The organism is Acinetobacter sp. YH01005 (genome assembly GCF_013420465.1).
Taxonomy (GTDB): Bacteria; Pseudomonadota; Gammaproteobacteria; order Pseudomonadales; family Moraxellaceae; genus Acinetobacter; species Acinetobacter amyesii.
Window position 1 is genome coordinate 1 of the sequence record NZ_VOYA01000030.1, and the last position, 21175, is coordinate 21175.

18 protein-coding genes and 2 pseudogenes are annotated in these 21175 nt (G+C 42.8%); 15 read left to right on the forward strand and 5 right to left on the reverse strand.

Going from position 1 to position 21175, the window contains the following annotated elements; all coding sequences use genetic code 11:
• Window positions 1-322: 322 nt before the first annotated feature.
• The 10 genes from FTT72_RS14570 (at window position 323) to FTT72_RS14615 (ending at window position 9464) form a co-directional block, all read left to right on the forward strand.
• Window positions 323-478 (forward strand): hypothetical protein, encoded by a 156-nt coding sequence (locus tag FTT72_RS14570; RefSeq protein WP_168379727.1) that lies wholly within the window; start codon window positions 323-325, stop codon window positions 476-478.
• Between the two features lie 311 nt (window positions 479-789).
• Window positions 790-1200 carry an RcnB family protein gene (locus tag FTT72_RS14575; protein ID WP_078193274.1) on the forward strand — a complete coding sequence of 137 codons (411 nt, stop codon included), beginning with the start codon at window positions 790-792 and terminating at the stop codon, window positions 1198-1200.
• A gap of 242 nt (window positions 1201-1442) precedes the next feature.
• Window positions 1443-1853 carry an RcnB family protein gene (locus FTT72_RS14580; RefSeq protein ID WP_111885092.1) on the forward strand — a complete coding sequence of 137 codons (411 nt, stop codon included), beginning with the start codon at window positions 1443-1445 and terminating at the stop codon, window positions 1851-1853.
• A 131-nt stretch (window positions 1854-1984) separates the two neighbouring features.
• Window positions 1985-3337 (forward strand): amino-acid N-acetyltransferase, encoded by a 1353-nt coding sequence (gene argA, locus FTT72_RS14585; protein WP_180178603.1) that lies wholly within the window; start codon window positions 1985-1987, stop codon window positions 3335-3337.
• A gap of 339 nt (window positions 3338-3676) precedes the next feature.
• Window positions 3677-4639 carry a sulfonate ABC transporter substrate-binding protein gene (locus FTT72_RS14590; protein ID WP_168379805.1) on the forward strand — a complete coding sequence of 321 codons (963 nt, stop codon included), beginning with the start codon at window positions 3677-3679 and terminating at the stop codon, window positions 4637-4639.
• 26 nt (window positions 4640-4665) lie between these two features.
• Window positions 4666-5655, forward strand: a complete 990-nt coding sequence (locus FTT72_RS14595; protein ID WP_180073334.1) for an aliphatic sulfonate ABC transporter substrate-binding protein — start codon at window positions 4666-4668, stop codon at window positions 5653-5655.
• Between the two features lie 33 nt (window positions 5656-5688).
• A complete protein-coding gene (gene ssuD / locus FTT72_RS14600; protein ID WP_168379803.1) occupies window positions 5689-6864 on the forward strand; it encodes an FMNH2-dependent alkanesulfonate monooxygenase in 1176 nt (391 codons plus the stop codon).
• Window positions 6864-7679 carry an aliphatic sulfonate ABC transporter permease SsuC gene (gene ssuC, locus FTT72_RS14605; protein ID WP_180084476.1) on the forward strand — a complete coding sequence of 272 codons (816 nt, stop codon included), beginning with the start codon at window positions 6864-6866 and terminating at the stop codon, window positions 7677-7679. Before ssuD ends, ssuC begins: the two co-directional genes overlap by 1 nt.
• A 10-nt stretch (window positions 7680-7689) precedes the next feature.
• Complete coding sequence (locus tag FTT72_RS14610; protein WP_180178604.1) at window positions 7690-8496, forward strand: ABC transporter ATP-binding protein; 807 nt, start codon at window positions 7690-7692, stop codon at window positions 8494-8496.
• 347 nt (window positions 8497-8843) lie between these two features.
• Entirely contained in the window at window positions 8844-9464 is a 621-nt protein-coding gene (locus FTT72_RS14615; protein WP_078190649.1) for a TetR/AcrR family transcriptional regulator, read from the forward strand.
• A gap of 69 nt (window positions 9465-9533) precedes the next feature.
• Here FTT72_RS14615 and FTT72_RS14620 read toward each other — a convergent pair whose 3' ends face one another.
• The 3 genes and pseudogenes from FTT72_RS14620 to FTT72_RS14630 form a co-directional block, all read right to left on the reverse strand.
• Window positions 9534-10100, reverse strand: coding sequence for a 5'-nucleosidase (locus FTT72_RS14620; protein ID WP_180174087.1), 567 nt, complete (start codon window positions 10098-10100; stop codon window positions 9534-9536).
• 117 nt (window positions 10101-10217) lie between these two features.
• On the reverse strand, window positions 10218-11294 hold the full coding sequence (locus FTT72_RS14625) for an aromatic ring-hydroxylating dioxygenase subunit alpha (protein ID WP_180178605.1): 1077 nt from the start codon (window positions 11292-11294) through the stop codon (window positions 10218-10220).
• Between the two features lie 259 nt (window positions 11295-11553).
• Window positions 11554-12694, reverse strand: a pseudogene (locus tag FTT72_RS14630) (TDT family transporter).
• Window positions 12695-12902: 208 nt separating this feature from the next.
• Between FTT72_RS14630 and ribF the strand changes: the two are divergent.
• The 5 genes and pseudogenes from ribF (at window position 12903) to FTT72_RS14655 (ending at window position 18511) form a co-directional block, all read left to right on the forward strand.
• Entirely contained in the window at window positions 12903-13904 is a 1002-nt protein-coding gene (gene ribF, locus FTT72_RS14635; protein ID WP_168379800.1) for a riboflavin biosynthesis protein RibF, read from the forward strand.
• A 63-nt stretch (window positions 13905-13967) separates the two neighbouring features.
• A complete protein-coding gene (gene ileS, locus FTT72_RS14640; RefSeq protein WP_180178606.1) occupies window positions 13968-16814 on the forward strand; it encodes an isoleucine--tRNA ligase in 2847 nt (948 codons plus the stop codon).
• On the forward strand, window positions 16807-17346 hold the full coding sequence (lspA, locus tag FTT72_RS14645) for a signal peptidase II (RefSeq protein ID WP_078190655.1): 540 nt from the start codon (window positions 16807-16809) through the stop codon (window positions 17344-17346). The genes ileS and lspA overlap by 8 nt, the downstream gene beginning before the upstream one ends.
• Window positions 17339-17821 carry a peptidylprolyl isomerase gene (locus tag FTT72_RS14650; RefSeq protein WP_078190656.1) on the forward strand — a complete coding sequence of 161 codons (483 nt, stop codon included), beginning with the start codon at window positions 17339-17341 and terminating at the stop codon, window positions 17819-17821. Before lspA ends, FTT72_RS14650 begins: the two co-directional genes overlap by 8 nt.
• Window positions 17822-17967: 146 nt before the next feature.
• Window positions 17968-18511, forward strand: a pseudogene (locus tag FTT72_RS14655) (NADPH-dependent FMN reductase).
• A 326-nt stretch (window positions 18512-18837) separates the two neighbouring features.
• Here FTT72_RS14655 and FTT72_RS14660 read toward each other — a convergent pair.
• Together FTT72_RS14660 and FTT72_RS14665 are read right to left on the reverse strand one after the other, a co-directional pair.
• Window positions 18838-20127: a glutamate carboxypeptidase gene (locus tag FTT72_RS14660; protein WP_180178607.1), complete on the reverse strand. Its 1290-nt coding sequence runs from the start codon at window positions 20125-20127 to the stop codon at window positions 18838-18840.
• Window positions 20128-20617: 490 nt separating this feature from the next.
• Entirely contained in the window at window positions 20618-21013 is a 396-nt protein-coding gene (locus FTT72_RS14665) for a tautomerase family protein (RefSeq protein ID WP_180147583.1), read from the reverse strand.
• Between the last annotated feature and the right edge of the window lie 162 nt (window positions 21014-21175).

Below are 21175 nucleotides of genomic sequence, written 5' to 3' on the forward strand. Positions count from 1 at the left end.
AATAATTCAAGTGAATTTGTTTGAAAGAAGAACTTTAAAAGCTTTATTTTCACCCGATAAAATACCCATAAAACAAGAGGAAGCTCAAATGAGCTTCCTCTTGTGAAAAATTGTGGGACAGCAGTGCATTTGATGCCCTTTTTTTTAAACTCTTAGATTAGCATTTGAAATTCAACAAGCTTTGATCAATAGGCAGCTTCATTACCCAATTTACCATTGATCGTATTTTTAAATTATTTTTATAATAATATTCGGTTTTTCAAATTAAGTATAAAAGCATAGACTGCTGGCCATGACATAGACCGACGGCAAGGAGACCCAAATGGCTGATCAAACACGCAAAATTGAAACCATTCGTTCAATTGAAAACTTACAACTGACTGAAAATTTGATCTCTGCAATGGACGATGCCGAGCAAGCTGAATCTGTGGCTCAAGCAATTTATTCACTCCAATGCCTAAACGAGCAGTGGTACTGAAACCCGAAGTTACTCAACATTTTCAGTCTTTCATCTCTCCCCTCATTTGCCTGTCAAGACTTGATGGGCTGTTTTGATCGTGCTTACAATAGACCTCAAATTTAATCAAAGCTGAATTGCAAGGATAAAAAGCGCGCATTATCGGACCATCTCTTCCAAGATGGAAAGATTGTTCTCAGCGCGAAATTTATCGCATAATATCCGCAATCTCTTCGTTTTATTTAAAGAAATATTCATCTTTCTTCACAGTTTCTCTGCATTTAATGCGTACAGTAGTGATATTGAAGATAAATTACTCATGAGGGTTGAACATGAAAAAGATTTTGCCAATTTTGGCTATTTCTTTCAGTGCTTTAATAGCAAGCAGCATCACGTCTGCAGCGCCTCACTTCAAGAACGATGAACGTGGCTTTGATGGCCCACGCGGCAATGCATATGGTCAAATGAAAAAAGATCGTGATTTCCGTGGTTATCAGGACGATGACGATCTTGAAGATCGACGCCGTATGCGTGAACAACGTGGAGTCAAACGTTTGCAACAACATAAATGGCAAACGGGCTATGTGATGCCACAGCATTATCGTGGTAATGGTTATAAAGTCGATTATAAAGACCATAACTTACCTAAACCATCGCGTAATCAGCAATGGTATAAAATCAATAATGACTACATATTGGTCAACTCAGATAGTAACAGTATTCTGAAAATTTTAGGTATGTAAGCCGTTTTGAATTTAATTTCGCCATATTTTTAAAGTCCAGATCAACTCTGGGCTTTTTTTATGAGTTTTTTTTAATGCTTAACCGCAAAAGCTGATGCTGCCTAGCGTTCAGATCATTTACACGCCTTCAAATTTCCTCCATACATTTCACAATTCAACTATATTGCCCCCACGCTTTCTCTGAACTTTCTCGCTAATTTTGAATCATCGAAAAACAGATTAGAAATGTATAGAGGTGTCCCATGAACAAAATCGTATCGACTTTAGTTCTTTCAGTATCGGCTTTGATGGCAACAACAGCAGCCATTGCTGCGCCAGACCATCGTCAAGATGACCGCCGTTACCATCCGTCATACCAACATCAAGACAACCGTTGGGACAAAGATCACCGTCCGAGTAATTGGAATAACAACAACCGTTATGACAATAATCGCTACGACCGTAATGACTTTCGTCGTGTAAATCCAAGCCGCGATTGGCGTGTTGGTCAAAGCTTTCCTCGTTATTTCGATTCAAGCCGCTACAAAGTGAGTGACCGTGAAGCGCGCCGCTTACCGAACACCGGTCGTTATCAACAATGGTACAAAATCAATGGTGACTACGTGCTAGTCAATGATCGTACCGATCGCATCATTCGCATTAAGAATGGCTAATCATTCAGCGATCTCTTGAATCCCTTTCCCAACACCTGAACACTGTTCAGGTGTTTTTTTATATTTGCTTTCCGCTGTCATCTGTTTTTGTTTAGAATCATCCATAACAGAGCGAATAAACAGGCATAGGCATGCAAACGAATATCACTGAACCATCTTCCAGCACAACCTTACAGTATGTGCATTGGTTCCGTCATTCTGCACCCTATATTAATGCGCATCGCAACAAAACCTTTGTCATCATGTTTGATGGTGAAGCGCTGCAACATGAAAATTTTCAACACATTATTCACGATATTGCCTTATTACACTCGCTTGGTATTCGTCTAATTTTGGTGCATGGTGCCCGTCCGCAAATCAATCATAATTTACAAAGCAGCGGCATCCAGACACCGTTTCATCATCATCGTCGCATCACCACTCGCGAATCTTTACCTGCTGTGATGAATGCTGTTGGCTCCATTCGTCTGCAAATTGAAGCCCTCCTATCTATGGGTTTAGCCAACTCACCGATGTACGGCGCGCGTATTGATGTGGTCTCAGGTAATTTAGTCACGGCAAAACCGTATGGCATTCGTGATGGTATCGATTTTCAACTGTCTGGTGAAGTTCGTTCCGTCGATATCGACGCAATTCAACGTCATTTAGAGAGCCAAAACATTGTGGTGCTTGGGCCGACAGGTTATTCCACTACAGGAGAAGTGTTTAATTTATTGGCTGAAGAAGTTGCGACCAAAACCGCGATCAGTTTAAAAGCGGATAAGTTGATTTTCTTGGGCAAACAACACGGTTTGCACAATGAACATGGGCAGCTACAACGCGAAATTACACCTCATCAACTTGATCAGCATATTTTGCAATATCAAGATTCTAATCCTGATATTGCCCTGCATTTAAGCGTTGCTAAAGATGCCTCGTTACAAGGCGTACACCGTGTTCATCTTATTTCATATGCCTATGATGGCGCATTGATCGAAGAATTGTTCACACGTGACGGTTCTGGCACCATGATCACCGATGCGCATTATGAAGAAGTGCGTACTGCCGATATTCAAGATGTTGGTGGCTTAATCAATCTCTTACGCCCTCTCGAACAAGAAGGTATCTTGGTTTATCGCTCACGCGAGCGTTTAGAAAATGAAATTGGACAATTTGCAGTGATTGAACGTGACGGTACGATTTTGGCCTGTGCTGCGTTGTACCCGATTCCTGTCACAGGGGATGAAAAACGCTCTGCTGAAATCGCGTGTGTGGCTGTGCATCCGGGGTATCGAAAATCAAATCGCGGTAGCCAAATTTTGCATTATTTAGAAGAAAAAGCGCGAGATTTAGGTATCGAACAATTGTTTATTTTGACCACACGAACAGCGCATTGGTTCCTTGAACAAGGTTTTGAACAAGTCAGTGTCGATGACTTACCGAATGCCCGTCAGGCCTTATATAACTATCAAAGAAACTCATTGGTTTGTAAAAAGTCACTTTAAAGTGGCTTTTTTTATGCGCTGAATAGCATTATTTTGCATAAGGTTATGCCTAATCCCTTGGCTATCCCCCTCAAATCACTTTGCAAGCCACAGAATAACTATATCTGCCATTTAAATAACCATAATAAATAAAATAATTTCAACAACTTAAAATAATACATCTGCACATTATATGTTTTTCTAAAATCATAATTTTTCATAAGTTTTGCTGATTTTTATTTATCTTTTTTCCTGATTTTAAATTTAAGTTTTCTTATTTTTTTCGAAAAAGAAAACTCTTTAGCTTATGTGTTCATAAATCAACAGTTCTGCACATTTAGACCTTTATAGGAGCAACACATGCGTACTCACAAAGTAAAACTTTGGACAAAAACACTTGTACTGTCTACAGCGGTTGTGGGTGCCATGATGATGTCGGGCTGTGGCAAAAAAGAGGCTGATGAAAATGTCACCTTAAATATTGGCTTCCAAAAATATGGCTTATTGCCAATTTTAAAAGAACGCGGAACCTTAGAAACAGCCTTAAAAAGCCAAGGTGTAAATATCAAATGGGTGGAATTTCCTGCGGGTCCACAGCTGCTTGAAGGGCTCAATGTGGGCAGCGTGTCATTTGGTGAAGTCGGTGAAGCACCGCCTATCTTTGCTCAAGCCGCTCAAACCGATTTGGTTTACATTGCCAACCAACCTGCAGTTCCAAAAGCTGAAGCGTTAATTGTGCAAAAAGATTCGGCTATTCACAGTATTCAGGACTTAAAAGGTAAACGTGTGGCCTTAAACAAAGGCTCAAACGTGCATTACCTGTTGCTCAAGCTGTTGGAAGCCAATCAGCTTAAATTTAGCGACATCAATGTCGTGTATTTACCACCTGCCGACGCACGTGCTGCTTTTGAAAAAGGTGCCGTTGATGCATGGGTAATTTGGGACCCGTTCCTTTCTGCTGCTGAGCATCAACTTAATGCTCGCACCATTGCCAATGGCGAAAACTTGGTGAAGAACTACCAGTTCTATTTGGCCGATCGTAAATTTGCTCAGGAAAATCCAAAAGTGCTGCAAGCTGTGGTGAATGAGTTGAATTTGACCACGCAATGGGTCTCAAAAAATCAAGACGAAGCGGCCAAGTTACTCGAAGGCAAAACCGGCTTAGGTCTAGATGTGCTTAAAACATCAATTTCTCGTTTAGGCAATCAAGTGACGCCGATTACTACACAAGTGGCGCAAGAGCAGCAGCAAGTCGCTGATGCGTTTTATAACGAAAAATTAATTCCCAATAAATTAAATATTGAGTCGGCCATTATCAAATAAGCCGACTACAGCATAAGGGCGATGCCATGCGTATTCTAAGAACATTTTCCATACTGACTTTAGCCACTTTGGGCCTTGGACTCAGTGCGTGCCAAAAACAAGAAACAGCACAGCAGGATCGTGAAAAACCAACTGAAACAGCCGTAAAAACCTTGGTTATTGGTTTTCAAAAATCAGCCTTAAATTTGTTGGTTGCCCGTGAACAAAAGCTCTTTGAACAACAATTTCCCGGTGCTCACATTGAGTGGAAGGAGTTCCCTGCTGGCCCACAAATGTTAGAAGCCCTTGCGGTCGGTGCGGTGGATTATGGCTATGTCGGCAACACCCCGCCTATTTTTGCCCAAGCTGCCAATAAAGACCTGAATTATATTGGCTATGAAGTGGTGCCTGAACAGTCGCTTGCTGTCGTGATTCCAGCGGATAGCTCAATCAAAACCATTCAAGAATTACGTGGCAAACGCGTTGCTGTACAAAAAGGCTCGAGTGCGCATGAGTTATTAGCCAAAACTTTAGAAAAAGCCGGTTTGACTTGGAATGACATTCAACCGATTTGGATTCCACCAGCAGATGCACGGGCCGCATTTGATAAAAAATCAATTGATGCATGGGCCATTTGGGACCCGTTTTTATCTGCAGCGGAGTTGGATGCTCAGGCTAAAGTGCTGATTCAATCTGGTGATTTTCCAAAGACCTATTCATTTTATGTGGCAAATCCAAAAGTCGTTCAAGCGCACCCTAATGCCCCAGCTAAATTTTTAAAGGCCCTAGATGCTTCCGATCAGTGGATTGTGAAGAACCAAAATGTGGCTTTAGAGATTTATCAAAACAGCACTGGGCTGCAAAAGAATATTGCTGCGCAAGCCTTTTCTCGCCGATCTAAACCATCTCCTGTGCGCCCGCTGACACCTGAGGTCATTCAAGCACAGCAAAATATTGCGGACTTATTTAAACAAGTCCAACTGATTCCAAACAACATTCAAGTCCAAAAGCAAGTTTGGACACCTTCATCACATTGATACCCGAGCCATCAAAAATACAAGGAACTGAACATGAAAATTTTCTGGTTTATCCCTACCCACGGTGACAGTCGCTACTTAGGAACAAGTAAAGGTGCACGCCAAGTCGATCACGCCTACATGAAGCAAATTGCAGTAGCGGTGGATAATCTTGGCTATGAAGGCGTTCTGATTCCGACAGGTCGTTCATGTGAAGATCCATGGCTTACAGCTGCAAGCTTGATTGATGCCACGAAAAATTTAAAATTTCTAGTGGCGCTACGTCCGGGGGTGACAACGCCTGCACTAACTGCACGTATGGCTGCAACTTTTGACCGTTTATCTGGCGGCCGTATCTTACTGAACTTAGTCACAGGCGGTGATGAACAAGAACTCAAGGGTGATGGTGTCTATGAAGATCACGCAACGCGTTACCAAACAGCTGCTGAATACACCACGATATGGCGTGAAATTTTAACCCGCTCACATACCGGTGAAAGCTATACCTTCCATGGCGAACGTCTGAGTGTGGACGATGCCAAATTACTCTATCCACCTGTACAAAAACCGTATCCACCACTATGGTTTGGCGGTTCGTCAGAAGCTGCTGTTGAACTCGCAACGGATCAAGTTGATACCTATTTGACTTGGGGTGAGCCACCTGCTGCGGTAAAAGAAAAAATTGCAGTGGTGCGTGAAAAAGCCAAAGCCAAAGGACGTGAACTGAATTATGGCATTCGTTTGCATGTCATTGTACGCGAAACCAATGAAGAGGCATGGAAAGCAGCTGAAGAACTAATCCAATATGTCGACGATGCCACCATTGCAGCCGCGCAAGCCAAGTTCAAAACCATGGACTCTGTAGGGCAACGCCGTATGGCTGAACTGCACAATGGCGACCGTAGCAAATTAGAAGTATCTCCAAACTTATGGGCAGGTGTTGGATTGGTTCGTGGTGGTGCAGGTACGGCACTCGTTGGTGATCCTGAAACTGTCGCCGCACGTATCCAAGAATATGCCGATCTCGGGATTAGCACCTTTATTTTCTCTGGTTACCCACACCTTGAAGAGTCTATCCGTTTTGCAGAATTAGTGTTCCCATTACTGCCATTGGAAACACGTCAGAAATTGGTTCAACCTAACTTAACCGGCCCATTTGGTGAGATTGTCGCGAACAATTACACACCAGATGAAAATAAAAAAGCTGAAAAGATTCAGGAGCCGGCCTAATGTCCAAAACTGTTTCTGTTGAAACCTTCAAAGCACCGAAGGTTTCACGTGGAACACAACTCGGGCAGCGTTTGCTGCCTTGGTTGTTTCCTATTGCATTAATTATTGTTTGGCAAATTGCCTCAGTTACAGGGCTATTAGAAAGTCGTATTTTGCCTGCGCCAAGTGCGGTGGTGGTGGCCTTTTGGAACTTACTGATCAGTGGTGAACTGTGGAAGCATGTTCAAATCAGTGCGGGTCGGGCCTTGGTGGGACTTCTAGTCGGCGGTGGTTTAGGTCTTTTTTTAGGGCTGCTAAATGGTTCATCCAAAACAGCATCGACGCTACTCGACACCACGCTGCAAATGATCCGTAACATTCCTGCTCTTGCCCTGATTCCCTTGGTGATTTTATGGTTTGGGATCGATGAATCGGCCAAGCTGTTTTTAGTCGCTATTGGCGTATTCTTTCCCATTTATATCAACACCTATCATGGTATTCGTTCTGTAGACCCTCAACTGATTGAAATGGGCAAAAGCTACGGTTTGAGTGGCTGGCAACTGTATAAAGAAATCATTCTACCGGGGGCGATGCCGTCTATTTTGGTTGGTCTGCGTTTTTCACTCGGGCTCGTTTGGGTTTTGTTGATTGTTGCAGAAACCATTTCTGCACAAGCTGGCATCGGTTATATGACCATGAACGCACGCGAATTTCTACAAACCGACATCGTCTTGGTCGGGATTTTATTGTATGCCCTACTCGGTAAATTGGCCGATGTACTGGCTGTTACCTTAGAAAAATATTTACTCCGTTGGCACTCGGGTTACCAAAAATAAGGAGCATATGATGACCGATTTAAGTATAAGCCGTCATGCAGACAACTCAACCCAACCTCAGCGTTCTTCTGTCGAGGATATCAACCCCCATGCGGTGTTGGGCGCAGAGATCCTGATCGAACAACTACACAAATTTTATGGCGATGTTAAAGTCCTTGAGGACCTTGACCTGCATATTCAACCCGGTGAATTCTTGGCGATTGTCGGTCGTAGTGGCTGTGGTAAAAGTACCCTGCTTCGCCTCATCGCCGACTTAGAAAAACCGAGTTATGGCGAAATTAAATTTAAGTCTGCACGTCATATACGTGAAGGCATCACCAGTGATGATATTCGTGTGATGTTCCAAGACCCTCGCCTACTGCCTTGGCGTAGCATTGAGAAAAATGTACAACTTGGTTTAAGCAAAGACCAACACGCCAATGCCACAGCACTCCTCGAAAAAGTCGGTTTAAAAGACAAAGCGGGGCTTTGGCCAACACAGCTGTCAGGGGGGCAACGACAACGTACTGCACTGGCACGTGCTTTGTCACATAAACCACGTATATTGCTGCTAGATGAACCACTGGGTGCGCTCGATGCCTTAACACGTTTAGATATGCAGAATTTGATTGAAAAACTCTGGACCGAGCAAGGTTTTACCGCGATTTTGGTCACGCATGATGTAAGTGAAGCCGTGCAGTTGGCAGACCGTATAATCTTGCTCGATAAAGGCCATATTGCCCAAGAATTTCGTGTCAATTTGGCCCGTCCACGAAAAAAAGGCATTGAATTTACTGAACTTGAACAACAAGTCTTACAAGCAGTCTTGGCCACTTAAGCTGTACTTGTGCAGGAAATCATCACTTAAACTGTGTGACTTCCTGTCCTGTTCTAGAGCAATATCGCAACATAACCACGTTTAGCATTGAGGGGAGATTTATCGCCTGTTGACAAATACATCACAAAAATTACGACAAATCATATAAATCCATGACTAAAAATAATGATTTATTTAAATTTCACCCTAAAATGATTATTTGAAATATTATGGCATTCGTCGTATTTATTTGACCGTTGAATAGAATAAACTGCCAAAATTCATAAAATTAGAAACGATGATTGTGCACAAATCTGTTGATTTGCCGTACAATTCAATATTCCCTTTTCATTTTCTTAAAAGAGCTAATGGAACAAAAAAAGAGTACCCAGAAACGCCACCAGTTGCTTAATGCAGCACTGGATGTCTTTTCCCTGTATGGCTTCAATGGCGCCAGCTTGGATGAGATCGCACAGATTGCAGAAATGCATAAATCGAATATTTTCTATTATTATGAAAATAAAGAAGCGCTTTATGTTGAAGTTCTGACAACGGTTCTACAAAAGTGGCTTGCTCCGCTACAAATGTTGGAAGCAGACCTTGAGCCTGAAGAAGCGATCACCAATTATCTATTGCAGAAAATTGAAGTATCTCGTACCCAACCGAAAGCCTCACGTTTGTTCGCACTTGAAGTCATTCAGGGCGCACCACACATTCTTGAAATTTTAAAAGGCCCACTAAAAAAATTAGTGAAACGCAAAGCCAAAGTCATCAGCAACTGGCAAGAGCAAGGTAAAATTTCAAAAGATATTGATCCAGAACTTTTAATTCTGAACATTTGGGCAATTACGCAAAACTATGCTGACTTTGCAACCCAAATGGAAATGGTCACTGGAAAAACCTTACGTAATCGCAGTATGCAACAACGGATTATTCAACATACCGTTCATATGATGCTTTACGGTGTAATTCCACGCCCAGAAAAGTAAATTGAATTGGGTCGAATTGGCATACGACCATAGCATTCTATGGTCGCCGACCGGAATTAGCTAAATGCCTTATTTGACTGTTTGATATAATTTCAATAATTTCTTTGCGCCGAATAATAAATTTTCTTCCCAATCCAGATGCGCTGTGTCATTCGCACCATCGGTAATATATTTTACCGATACAAAGCGAACACCCAGTTTTTTACATACTTTAGCGATTGCGTAGCCTTCCATATCGACAAGATTACACGGTACTTTCGGCAGCCCAGTTTCAAAGCTGTCGCCTGTACCACAAATTCCTTTAGGCAAATGGCTAAACATGCTCTCTTGCTGAATTTCAGCAGGATGATCGGTATCCATCGGCGTCACCCCCACATCAAAACCCAAAGGCGATACATCCATATCCCGTTGTACAAATTGAGCTACTTCAACCAAAGCATGTGCATCAAAATGTGAACTTCCCGCAGTGCCCAAATTCAGCAAAGTATGACATCCGGTTTTTTGAATCACATCAAAGGCTTTAAATGCGGCATTGACTTTACCAATACCACTGTAATGTACTTCAATGCCTGCGGCTTCAAACAAGCCTTTAGATTCACTCGGCAGTGCCATAATTAAAGCGATTTGCTGACGCATAGCGGTCTCCTCAAATTGATACCTTCATATAGCATACATTTGCACGTGCGCAGAAAAAATCATCTTCAAAAATCACATTGCTCAGAAAATAAATTCCTCACACAGATTTGAATGCTATCAAATTTGAAATTGCATCGGACGTTTGCCAATAAAAGACGGTGCCAATTGTTGGTCGTGACGCAAGGCATCTAAAATCTTCTCTAATGCAATATGTGCCATATCCCCTCTCACACTATGCGAATGGGTCATCGGCATATGCTCGATGCCAGCTCTTCGCGCTGACAAAATTTTAATGTCTTGTTTGTTGACCACCCAAGTATAGGCATTCACAGCCGGCATCAATGCCTTAGACAACAATTTTGGAATCGGAAATTTATAACTGACACAGGTATAAACCCGTGACTCATACGGCCCCACAGGGCTAATCAGACTATTAAACACCATGCCCGATGGCTCTCCCCAATGGTATTCCACCAAGGTAATATTCGGCGCGATAAAACTGTCGCGGTGGACCTGTTCAGCACCATGCGGATTGGTCAGCCATGGCATCATGCCGACATCTGCATCATGGTCATGATAGTCAACGACTACTTTGCGCGGCCCGACATCTATGGTGGCATCCACGGCTTTTCCCGACTCTGAACGAAACCAGCCTTCATGGACAAATATGGTATGGGTTACATCCATTATATTCTGTGCAACAGCGCCCATCTCGCCATCATAACTGCCGACCATGTAATAGCTGACCCAGCCGGCTTGATCATAAAACGGTAATTTAAATATTTCCGGGCGTTCCTGTTTGGGCTTTTCACCGAGATAAATCCATACCACCCCATCTTGCTCACATACATCAAAACTACGCTGTTTAAAGGGATGCGGTTTTTCTGGAAAAAATTGTCCATTGACACTAGGAATATGCGCCACATGCCCATCGCCCTGATACGACCAACCATGATATGGACATGTCACGCAGCCATCGGTCATTTTACCCTTAGACAAAGGCACACCACGATGCACACATTGATCGAGCAATGCAGCGGCTGTTCCATCTTTTTGTCGGAACAGAACAAATTTTTTACCATACAGGGTGGCTGAAAAAGGCTGATCTTTTTTGAGTTCTTTAGAGGTACAAGCGACGTACCATTCTTCTAATAATCCTTTGGCATCATCCCAAAAACGGGTTTGATTACACATAATTCGATCCTTATTTTTATCTTTTTTGTTTTAATCCATAATCCTTACTCTAGCACCTACACTACAAGCAAGTTTATATCTCGAAACCTGTTGATCTCTTAAAAATACGCGCAAATTTTATACATGAATGTTTTGCTTGGATAGCAAAATAACGTAACTGCATCACACGCTTGCAGAAGCTCTATATTTGTTTGCTGAAATCCGTCAAAGCCAACGCGCTATATTTTTCTTCAACGGATTTACATTCACCCGACATAATTTAAGATGTGCTCTGAGCATCACAATACGCTTTTAAACACGGAGAAAAAAATAAGCTGCCACGATAAAACCCTTGTATAGTTTTCAGCATCACCAATAACCAAAGCGTACAGAGCAAAACTGCAAAAAAGGTGCCGCACTGTTGGATAGCATTTAATTGCGTATGTTCCGCCAAATTGATGACCGCCAAACTAAAAACGCCGAATGGAAATGTCATCGCCCACCACCCGAGATTAAAGGGTAAATCTCGTAAATGTTTTAGCGTGATGAGTATATCGATTCCAAACCACCATACACCAAATCCGAGCAGAACAAGGGCTGCGAACACGCCGCCTTGAAGCAACACCTGTCCTAAATCTGCCAAGTCTACTGCTGTCAAAATACGTGGGGCTTGCTCGCCCAAAAGTAACAGCGCTAAAGCCCCTGTCCCAATCGGTCCTAAGGCCAACCAACTGCTGATCGCCATTTCCTTACTTGGCAATTGATGTAAAGCCAGACGCAGCAACAAGATGCTTAAGATGGCAAATGCAGGAAATACTGAGATCCCCCAAAGCAGATAACTCCCCAGCAAAATATGGACAGAATGGGCCTGTGCAGGTAAATGCGCCAACAATAAACCGCCTGAACTGGCAACCACCTCGCAAGCCACTATCGGCAATAACCATACTGCGGTCATGCCTTGCAGCGCATGTTGCTGACGACTAAACATCAGAAATGGAACACACCATGCAATCGCTATTGACATCAACACATCGACATACCATAAATATTCAGCCCATGTGATGATGCTCATGCCCAAAAACTCTGTGTATAGCGTGGTGCCAAATTTCAATGCGCCATTGATCAGGGTTGCCAGTGCCATGGGGATCGCCCCAAGAAATAAACTCATCACTGGATGCTGGAAAATCTGCTTGTGGGTACAATATCCATCGGCTGAGATACATCCCACTAAACAATATGAACAACACGATGCTGATCTGCCACAGCGCTGCTCCGAAGGACCACATCCACTGCGGCGCCAACGGTATAGATGGTAAAATGAGGGCCACCACACCTGTGCCCATCACCACCGTAAACCAGTTTGGGGTGAAATGACGAATCAAGTCTTGTTTATGCTGGAGTTGATAAAATGGCATTTTCATCGCATGATGCTCATCAAAATGGAATGTCTATAGTTTAAGCACACCATTAAACAAGAAAAATTGATTAATATTTATTTTTATAATTTATTTTATTGATAGTAAATTCATCTCTGCATAAAAAAACTTGAGTAAAAACACAACAACAAGACGAACGCAGAAGATTATGGCAATATATAGCCCTCAAACATTTTCAACAATTGATTCGCCCATGAAGCTGCTCCGTCTGAATGCTTTAGCGCCCCACTTAGAACTCCCCAAAACTGCCGTGACCATTGGCAATTTTGATGGTGTACATTTGGGTCATCAAGCGATGGTCAGCCAGCTCAAAGACATAGCACAGCAACAAAACTTAAAAACAGCTGTGATGATTTTTGAGCCACAACCGCTTGAATTCTTTAAAGCTTATGATGCACCGCCTCGAATCAGTTCACTACGTGAAAAAGTCGAATATTTAACTGAACTAGGCGTCGACTATATTGTGGTGGCGAAATTTGACAATGCCTTTCGTAATCTCAGCGCCGAAGAATTTGCCGATATTTTAAAAAATAAACTCAATACACAAAGTTTAGTTTTGGGCGAAGATCATCACTTTGGCAAAAACCGCCAAGGCAATAGCGAATTTTTACGCCAATACGGCTTCCAAGTCACAGCCCTGCAAAATGTCGAAGTTGATGGCGAACGTGTCAGTTCGACACTGGTTCGTCAGACATTACAAGCAGGCGACCTTGCCCATGCCGCAAAACTTTTAGGTCGTCCTTATAGCATCACCGGTCGTGTGCAGTATGGCGATCAAATCGGTCGCACCATTAATTTTCCTACCATTAATGTGCGTTTAAACCGTCATAAACCTTGTTTAAATGGCATTTATGCAGTCGATGTCATTTGTGAAACCGAATCTTTAACAGATAAAGTAAAAAACGAAAATGCTGACAAATTAGGGGTTGCAGGTTATGCACCCTCTGCTCTGTTTGGTGCAGGGCATGTTGGTACGCGTCCCGCAATTAAACAGGAACATCCTGAATGGCGATTAGAAGTACATTTTCCTGATGTTTCTGCTAATCTGTATGGCCTGTTAATGCGGGTGACGTTCTTGAACTTTTTACATGGCGAAAAGGACTACCCTTCGCTTGAAGCACTGAAAGCCGGAATTGATGACGACGTCGAAAAGCTCCTTGAGTTTCGAGGTCAGCACCCTCATTTCCCCTTTTAAACCCCGATTATTTATTGTAAAACGCGTCAGTCAACGGGCTGATAAATTTGGAAGACAACTTGCATGAGCGATAAGCAAACTCCTGAAAATGCAGTGGATTATAAAGCCACGCTAAACCTCCCAGGTACTGAATTTGCGATGAAAGCAAATCTCGCAGTACGTGAAGCGAAATGGTTAGAAGAGTGGTATGCCGACAACATTTATCAGCAGATTCGTGCATCGCGTATTGGCAAGAAAAAATATGTGCTTCATGACGGCCCTCCATACGCAAATGGCCAAATTCACTTAGGCCATGCGGTGAATAAAGTCCTGAAAGACATCATCATCAAAAGCCGTGTAATGGACGGTTTTGACGCACCGTATGTACCAGGTTGGGACTGTCACGGTCTTCCAATCGAACTGAAAGTTGAAGAAAAAGTCGGTAAAGTCGGCGTGAAAGTAGATGCCTCAACTTTCCGTAAAGCCTGCCGTGAATATGCCTACACCCAAGTTGAATTACAGAAAAAAGACTTCGTGCGTATGGGTGTGTTTGGTGATTGGGACAACCCTTACCTCACCATGAACTTCAAACAAGAAGCCGACATCGTTCGTTCGCTCGGTGAAATTGCCAAAGCAGGCCATATTGAGCCGGGTCTTAAACCTGTGAACTGGTGTTTGGACTGTGGTTCTGCCTTAGCTGAAGCTGAAGTGGAATACGAAGACAAAAAATCAGATGCGATTGACGTTGGTTTTAGCGTTGTTGATTTAGCTGATTTATCTGCACGCCTAGGTGTTACAGTTAGCGATTCTACAGATATCGTGATCTGGACAACTACGCCTTGGACCATGCCTGCCAACCAAGCGGTTGCTCTACACGCTGAGCTTGAATACCAATTGGTGAAAGCAACTGGCGAAGACAAAGCAGCGCAAAACTTCATCCTTGCAAAATCATTAGTTGAATCTGCAACTCAGCGTTATGGTTTTAACGCAGTAGAAGTGATTGCTGAATTTGCTGGTGCAAAACTTGAAAATCTAGTACTACAACATCCGTTAATTGCTGAACGCCAAGTGCCAGTGATTTTGGGTGAGCATGTCACAGACGGCAGTGGTACAGGTGCTGTGCATACCGCGCCAGGCCATGGTGTGGACGACTATAAAGTTGGCTTACAGTACAACCTGAAAGTCGACAATCCAGTTGGCGGCAACGGTGTATATTTACCGACTGCGCCAATTTTTGCAGGCGAACACATCTACAAAGCCAATCCAAAAATCATTGCTGCTTTAACCGAAGCAGGCAAACTTTGGGCACATGTGGTGATCAAACATAGCTACCCACATTGCTGGCGCCATAAAACACCGATTATCTTCCGTGCAACACCGCAATGGTTCATCAGCATGGATGCAAAAGGTTTACGCCAAGGTGCATTGAACGCGATTGAAAATGACATTAGCTTCGTACCGGATTGGGGTAAAAACCGTATCCAATCGATGATTGAAGGTCGTCCAGATTGGTGTATCTCACGTCAACGTACATGGGGCGTGCCAATTCCATTCTTCGTGCATAAAGATACCAACGAACTTCACCCGCGTACCCCTGAGCTAATCGAAGAAGTCGCGAAGCTGATTGAACAAGAAGGTATTGATGGTTGGTATAACCGTGATGCGTCTGAGTTTATCGGTGCAGATGCAGAGCAGTACAATGCTGTACGTGACACTTTAGACGTATGGTTCGACTCTGGAACAACACACTTTGCAGTACTTCGTGAACGTGAAGAATTGCAAGACCCTGCTGACTTGTACCTTGAAGGTTCTGACCAACATCGTGGCTGGTTCCAATCTTCATTGTTAACATCTATGGCGATTAATAACCGCGCACCGTACAAAGGCTTATTGACTCACGGCTTCGTTGTGGACGAAAAAGGTCGCAAAATGTCGAAATCGTTGGGTAACATTATTACCCCACAAGACATCATTAAAGACATGGGTGCAGATGGCCTACGTTTCTGGATTGCGTCTGCAGACTACCGTTATGAAATGACTGCAGGTAAAGAAATCTTTAGCCGTGCATCAGATGGTTACCGCCGTATCCGTAATACGTTGCGTTTCTTGTTGGCGAACTTGAATGGCTTCAAACCATCGACTGATGCTTTGCCTGTCGATCAATTGATCGCACTGGATCAATACATCTTGCAACGTGCTGCGGAAGTGCAAAAAACCATTCAGCAAGCCTATGAAGATATGAACTTCCATATCGTGACCAGCGCATTGACCAACTTCTGTATTAATGACTTGGGTGGTTTCTACCTCGACATCATCAAAGACCGTCAATACACCACCAAAGCAGACTCTGCAGCGCGTCATTCTGCACAAACTGCGTTGTATCACTTGGTTCAAGCCTTTGTCCGCTGGATGTCTCCAATCTTGAGTTTCACCGCACAAGAAGCTTGGCCACTGATTCCAGAGCAGTCTGAGAAATATGTATTTACTGCGGAGTGGTATGACATTCCTGTAGCTTCTACAGCGAATCTGGTGACTGAAGCTGAATGGCAAACCTTGATCACCGTTAAATCTGCGGTGAACAAGTTTATTGAAGCTGCACGTACTGCAAAAACTGTGGGTTCAAACTTGTCTGCCAAAGTTGAACTTTGGGCCAATGCTGAGCTGAAAGCTGTTTTAGACAAATTCGGTGAAGAACTGCGTTTTGTCCTCATCACTTCTCAAGTGATTGTCAATGCGTTTGATGCAGCGCAAGGTGAAGCCTCTGACCTTGACGGTTTAAATGTCAAAGTCTCTGCTGCTGATGGTGAAAAATGTGCACGCTGCTGGCATGTACTGCCAGATGTGAATACACATCACGAACATCCAGGTCTTTGTTCTCGTTGTATTATTAACCTTCCTACAGGTCAAGGCGAAGAGAGAAAATATGCCTAATCCACAAGAAAAAAAGGGCTTCTTTCAATTCTACCCACACAATTTAGTGTGGGTGGGCTTATCCATTGTTGCCATTATTTTGGATCAATGGACCAAATGGATTGCAAGTACACATCTGAACTACGCAGATCCTGTACCTGTCATGCCCTTTTTAAATTGGACATTACTACATAACTATGGCGCTGCCTTTAGTTTCTTGTCCGATGCCGGTGGATGGCAACGTTATTTCTTTACTTCACTCGCAGGACTTGTGTCTGTCATTTTTGTATTTTGGCTCATGCGTATGCCAAAAAACGTGAAAGTCCTTCCAATTGCCATTGCCCTGATTTTAGGCGGCGCAATAGGTAACTTAATTGACCGCGTATCTTTAGGTTATGTGGTGGATTTCATTCACGTGTATTACAACAACAGCCACTTTCCTGCATTTAATATTGCAGACAGTGCCATTACATTAGGCACGATTCTGCTTCTTATCGATACGTTTTTCTTAGAAAAACACCGAATTCAACGTGCGGAAGCGCAAAATGACTGATTTTATCAATCCTAACGAGGAAACTCGTATTGAAGAAGGTTCTAAAGTAGACCTTCACTTTTCTGTTGCTATTGAAAATGGCGTAGAAATTGACAATACCCGTAGCCGTGCTGAACCTGTCAGCCTTGTCATGGGTGATGGCAGCTTATTACCGGGTTTTGAGAAAGCTTTATTCGGTTTACGTGCAGGTGACCGCCGTACTGTGAGCCTTCCTCCTGAAGATGCTTTTGGTCCATGGAACCCGGAAAACGTACAAAAATTTGATACTGTCAAATTTGAGCAACGTCCTGTTGAAGGCCATATGATTGAGTTTGAAGATAAAGCCAAACAAAGTCTGTATGGGGTGATCAAAACTGTAGGTGAAGACATTACCGAAGTGGATTTCAACCACCCTCTAGCCGGTAAAAATATCACCTTTGAAGTTGAAATTTTCAAAGTGACCCCTGCCGGTCAACAAGGCGTGAAACTGATCTAAGTTTCAGCAAATAAAAAGCTCCTTCGGGAGCTTTTTTTTATCACTATTTTTATAACTATCAATCGACTCGATACATTTTCTGTATATGTAACGGACCGTTTTCATATTAATTTAATGCAAGACTTTAAAACAAGACGGGAAATACGATGAAACTTCATATTATTGTCGGCAGTGTCCGCGAAGGCCGTACGGCAATTAAGATTGCAAACTGGCTACTTTCAGAAATCGAAAGCTATGACTACAGTACCGTAGAAACTGAAATTGTCGATTTAAAAGAATGGGATCTGCCTATTTTTTGCAGGCGCACATCCACCATTAACCGGGATTTATGACCAACCCAAACAACAAGCATGGGCAGATAAAATCGCACAAGGCGACGCATTTATTTTCATTAGCCCTGAATATAACCACGGCTACAGCCCTGCGCTCAAAAATGCATTGGATTACCTCGGTAAAGAATGGGGAGGAAAACCTGCGGCATACGTTAGCTATGGTGGCACCAATGGTTCACGTTCAATTGATCAAATTCGCCAAGTGGCAACCCAATTGGGCTTAATTGACAGTAATGCTGTGGTTGAAATTCGTGACATTTTCACGCGTAATCAAGCAGATAAATTTGAACCGAATGAATTTGACAACAAAGCGGTTAAAGCGATTTTCAAAAAATTACTGCAATATGTGAGTGCTTAATTCTTGCCGTTCGCGTGATAGATGCCGCCTTTTGTAGGTTCAGGCTTACATTATTTTCGGCAGATGGCAGCTATACCCCATGCATCATCCACGATAAAGTTAAAACATACAGAGACAGGATGTCACTGAACATAAAACAACAATGATAAGACTAAGCAGGAAGCTTACGGTAGGACAGGAGTTATACCGCTAGAATGAATCTGAAAAAAGCCTCGACAGGATGTCGGGGCTTTTTTCATTTCAAATGCTACATAAGAATAGCTCTAACATGAGCCACAACCAAACTCAGGGCCATGGCTCAATGGATCTCACCCAATCGGATGCGATTACTTTTTAGAACTTTCCACAATTAAACGCGTCACCAAGTACAAACGCGGTACGATAGAATCCGTCAAAATATATTCTGCTTTATCTGAATGTAATCCATCTCCAGACATGCCGATTCCTTCAATGATCGCGGCTTTCGAACTAACCCCAGCAAAAGCGGCATCGGTACCACCACCCCAAGCGGTCGTTTCAACTTTCATCGGCAGCTTTAATTCGTTTGTGTAAATCTGCTGGGCTGTTGCGGCTAATTTTTTGGCTTGTGGACTGGCTTCTAAAGGTGGACGACGCACTTCAAATTTAACTTCGACCTGACTTTCCGCCAATTTTTTGGTTTTGACTTTTTGCTTCAAGGTTTTTTCCAACTCAGCAAAATCTTGTGGTTTTAAAGAACGAGCATCTGCCTGTGCTGTCGCATGGTCAGGAATCACATTTCGGGTTTTTCCAGCCGTCGCAACAGTCCAATTCAGCTTTAAACCCGTTTTCGAATTGGATAGATTTTCCAGTTGTTGAATCTGAAAAGCCAGTTCTGTCAAGGCATTGACCCCTGCTTCAGGTTTTACCCCCGCATGCGAACCCCGCCCCTTAATATCTAAATAAGCCGCACCAATCCCACTGGTGGCTAACATCAAGCTTCCCTCTAAACCACCGGTTTCAAAGGAGAGGACAACATCCTGATTTTGAGCCGTATCCATAATCAATTGGCGCGAGCCGGGTGAACTGATTTCTTCATCTGAATTAATTAATACCGTAATGGTGCCGTAATCTTGGTACTTCAGCTGTTTCAGCATATCCAAAACATGAATCACTGCAGCAACACCTTGCTTGTCATCCAAAATACCCAAGCCATAGGCTTTATTAACGTCTATGCGAAACGGTTGACCTTGTAATTGGCCCTTTTGATACACCGTATCGTTATGCGCCAACAACATAATGTTCGTTTGACCTTTGCCTTTTAGTACCGCTTTTACAATCGGCCCTGTCTGATCTGGCGCACCATCGAGTTTCATGATGTCTTTGGGCTGAATCACGTTCACCTCAGCCCCTGTGGCTTTTAATTGCTCTGCGACCACCTTGGCAATTTGATTCAAACCCTCAATATCTTTACTGCCAGATTCAATATTGACCAAGGTTTTCAAGGTTTCTAAATAACTTTGCTTTTGACTTTCTGCAATTTTCTTAATCTCTTGTGGAGATGCTGCCCAACTTGCTGAAGCACTAAGCGCAATGACGCAGCCTAATGCGAGCTGAAGTTTTGATGTCGTCCGTTGTTGTGTAAGTGTTCTTAGCATCGATCTTATTCCCTGTTTATTTTTCATTATGAATTTTTAATGTCTGATAAATTAGTTCACCATTCAACCAATTAATCGCAAAAATATGTAACACCGCTGATGAAGATTATAATCACATCAAAACCAGCTTCCTGCTGTTTTAAAAGCGGTTTAGATCAATATGGATACATAGATCTAACGATCGAGAGCCTAGTTACTATGCAATGCCTTGAAGAAACGGTCAGAATGAAAATTTAAGTGTTGTACGTTTTGGCTTACATTAGATGCGGATAATAGACACTATTCACGTTATTGGATTACTTTTAAATTAAGGTCATACAGCGACAGGATGTCACTGAACATAAAACAACAATGATAAGACAATGAGCAGGAAGCTTAACGGTAGGACAGGAGTTATACCGCTAGAATGAATCCGAAAAAGCCTCGACAGGATGTCGGGGCTTTTTTCGTTTAGGCGATGTGAAAGCAACATTCCATGTATTTGCACAGACTAAACATCCACCTGAAAACCTAACTCGACATCACAGGCGGCTTGACCACCTCGTATCCCCCAATTTTCTAGAGGGCTTTCACGTAATGTTATGATGATATGGTCGGCTGGAATGCCAAATTCCACCAAATTATGCACCAACATTTGATATAACTTACGCTTGGTTGCTACGGTTCGTCCCGCAAAGCAATCGATGGTGATATGTGTAAAGCGCTCAGGCTGCGTCAAATGATCAAACACCTGAAACCGATGTGGCGCATGCACTTTCAAACGCATATTGCGGTCATATGAAGGTAGTTGAAAACTCTGTTGTAAGGCGTCAAAGACAGCATTCATCAGCTGTTGTTCTTGTTCTATGCTGTATTGCATCCGTATATCGATTTGTGTTGCAGGCATGCGCGAAAACTCATTGTTGTTATTTAGATCACTACACTATAGCTAAATACTAAATAAATCATTACAGTAATCTTTAAACAATTTATCAATATCTTTAACTCTAAATTTATTGCGAATCATTTTTACTCGTGACCACATTTTTTCTATAGGATTTAAGTCTGG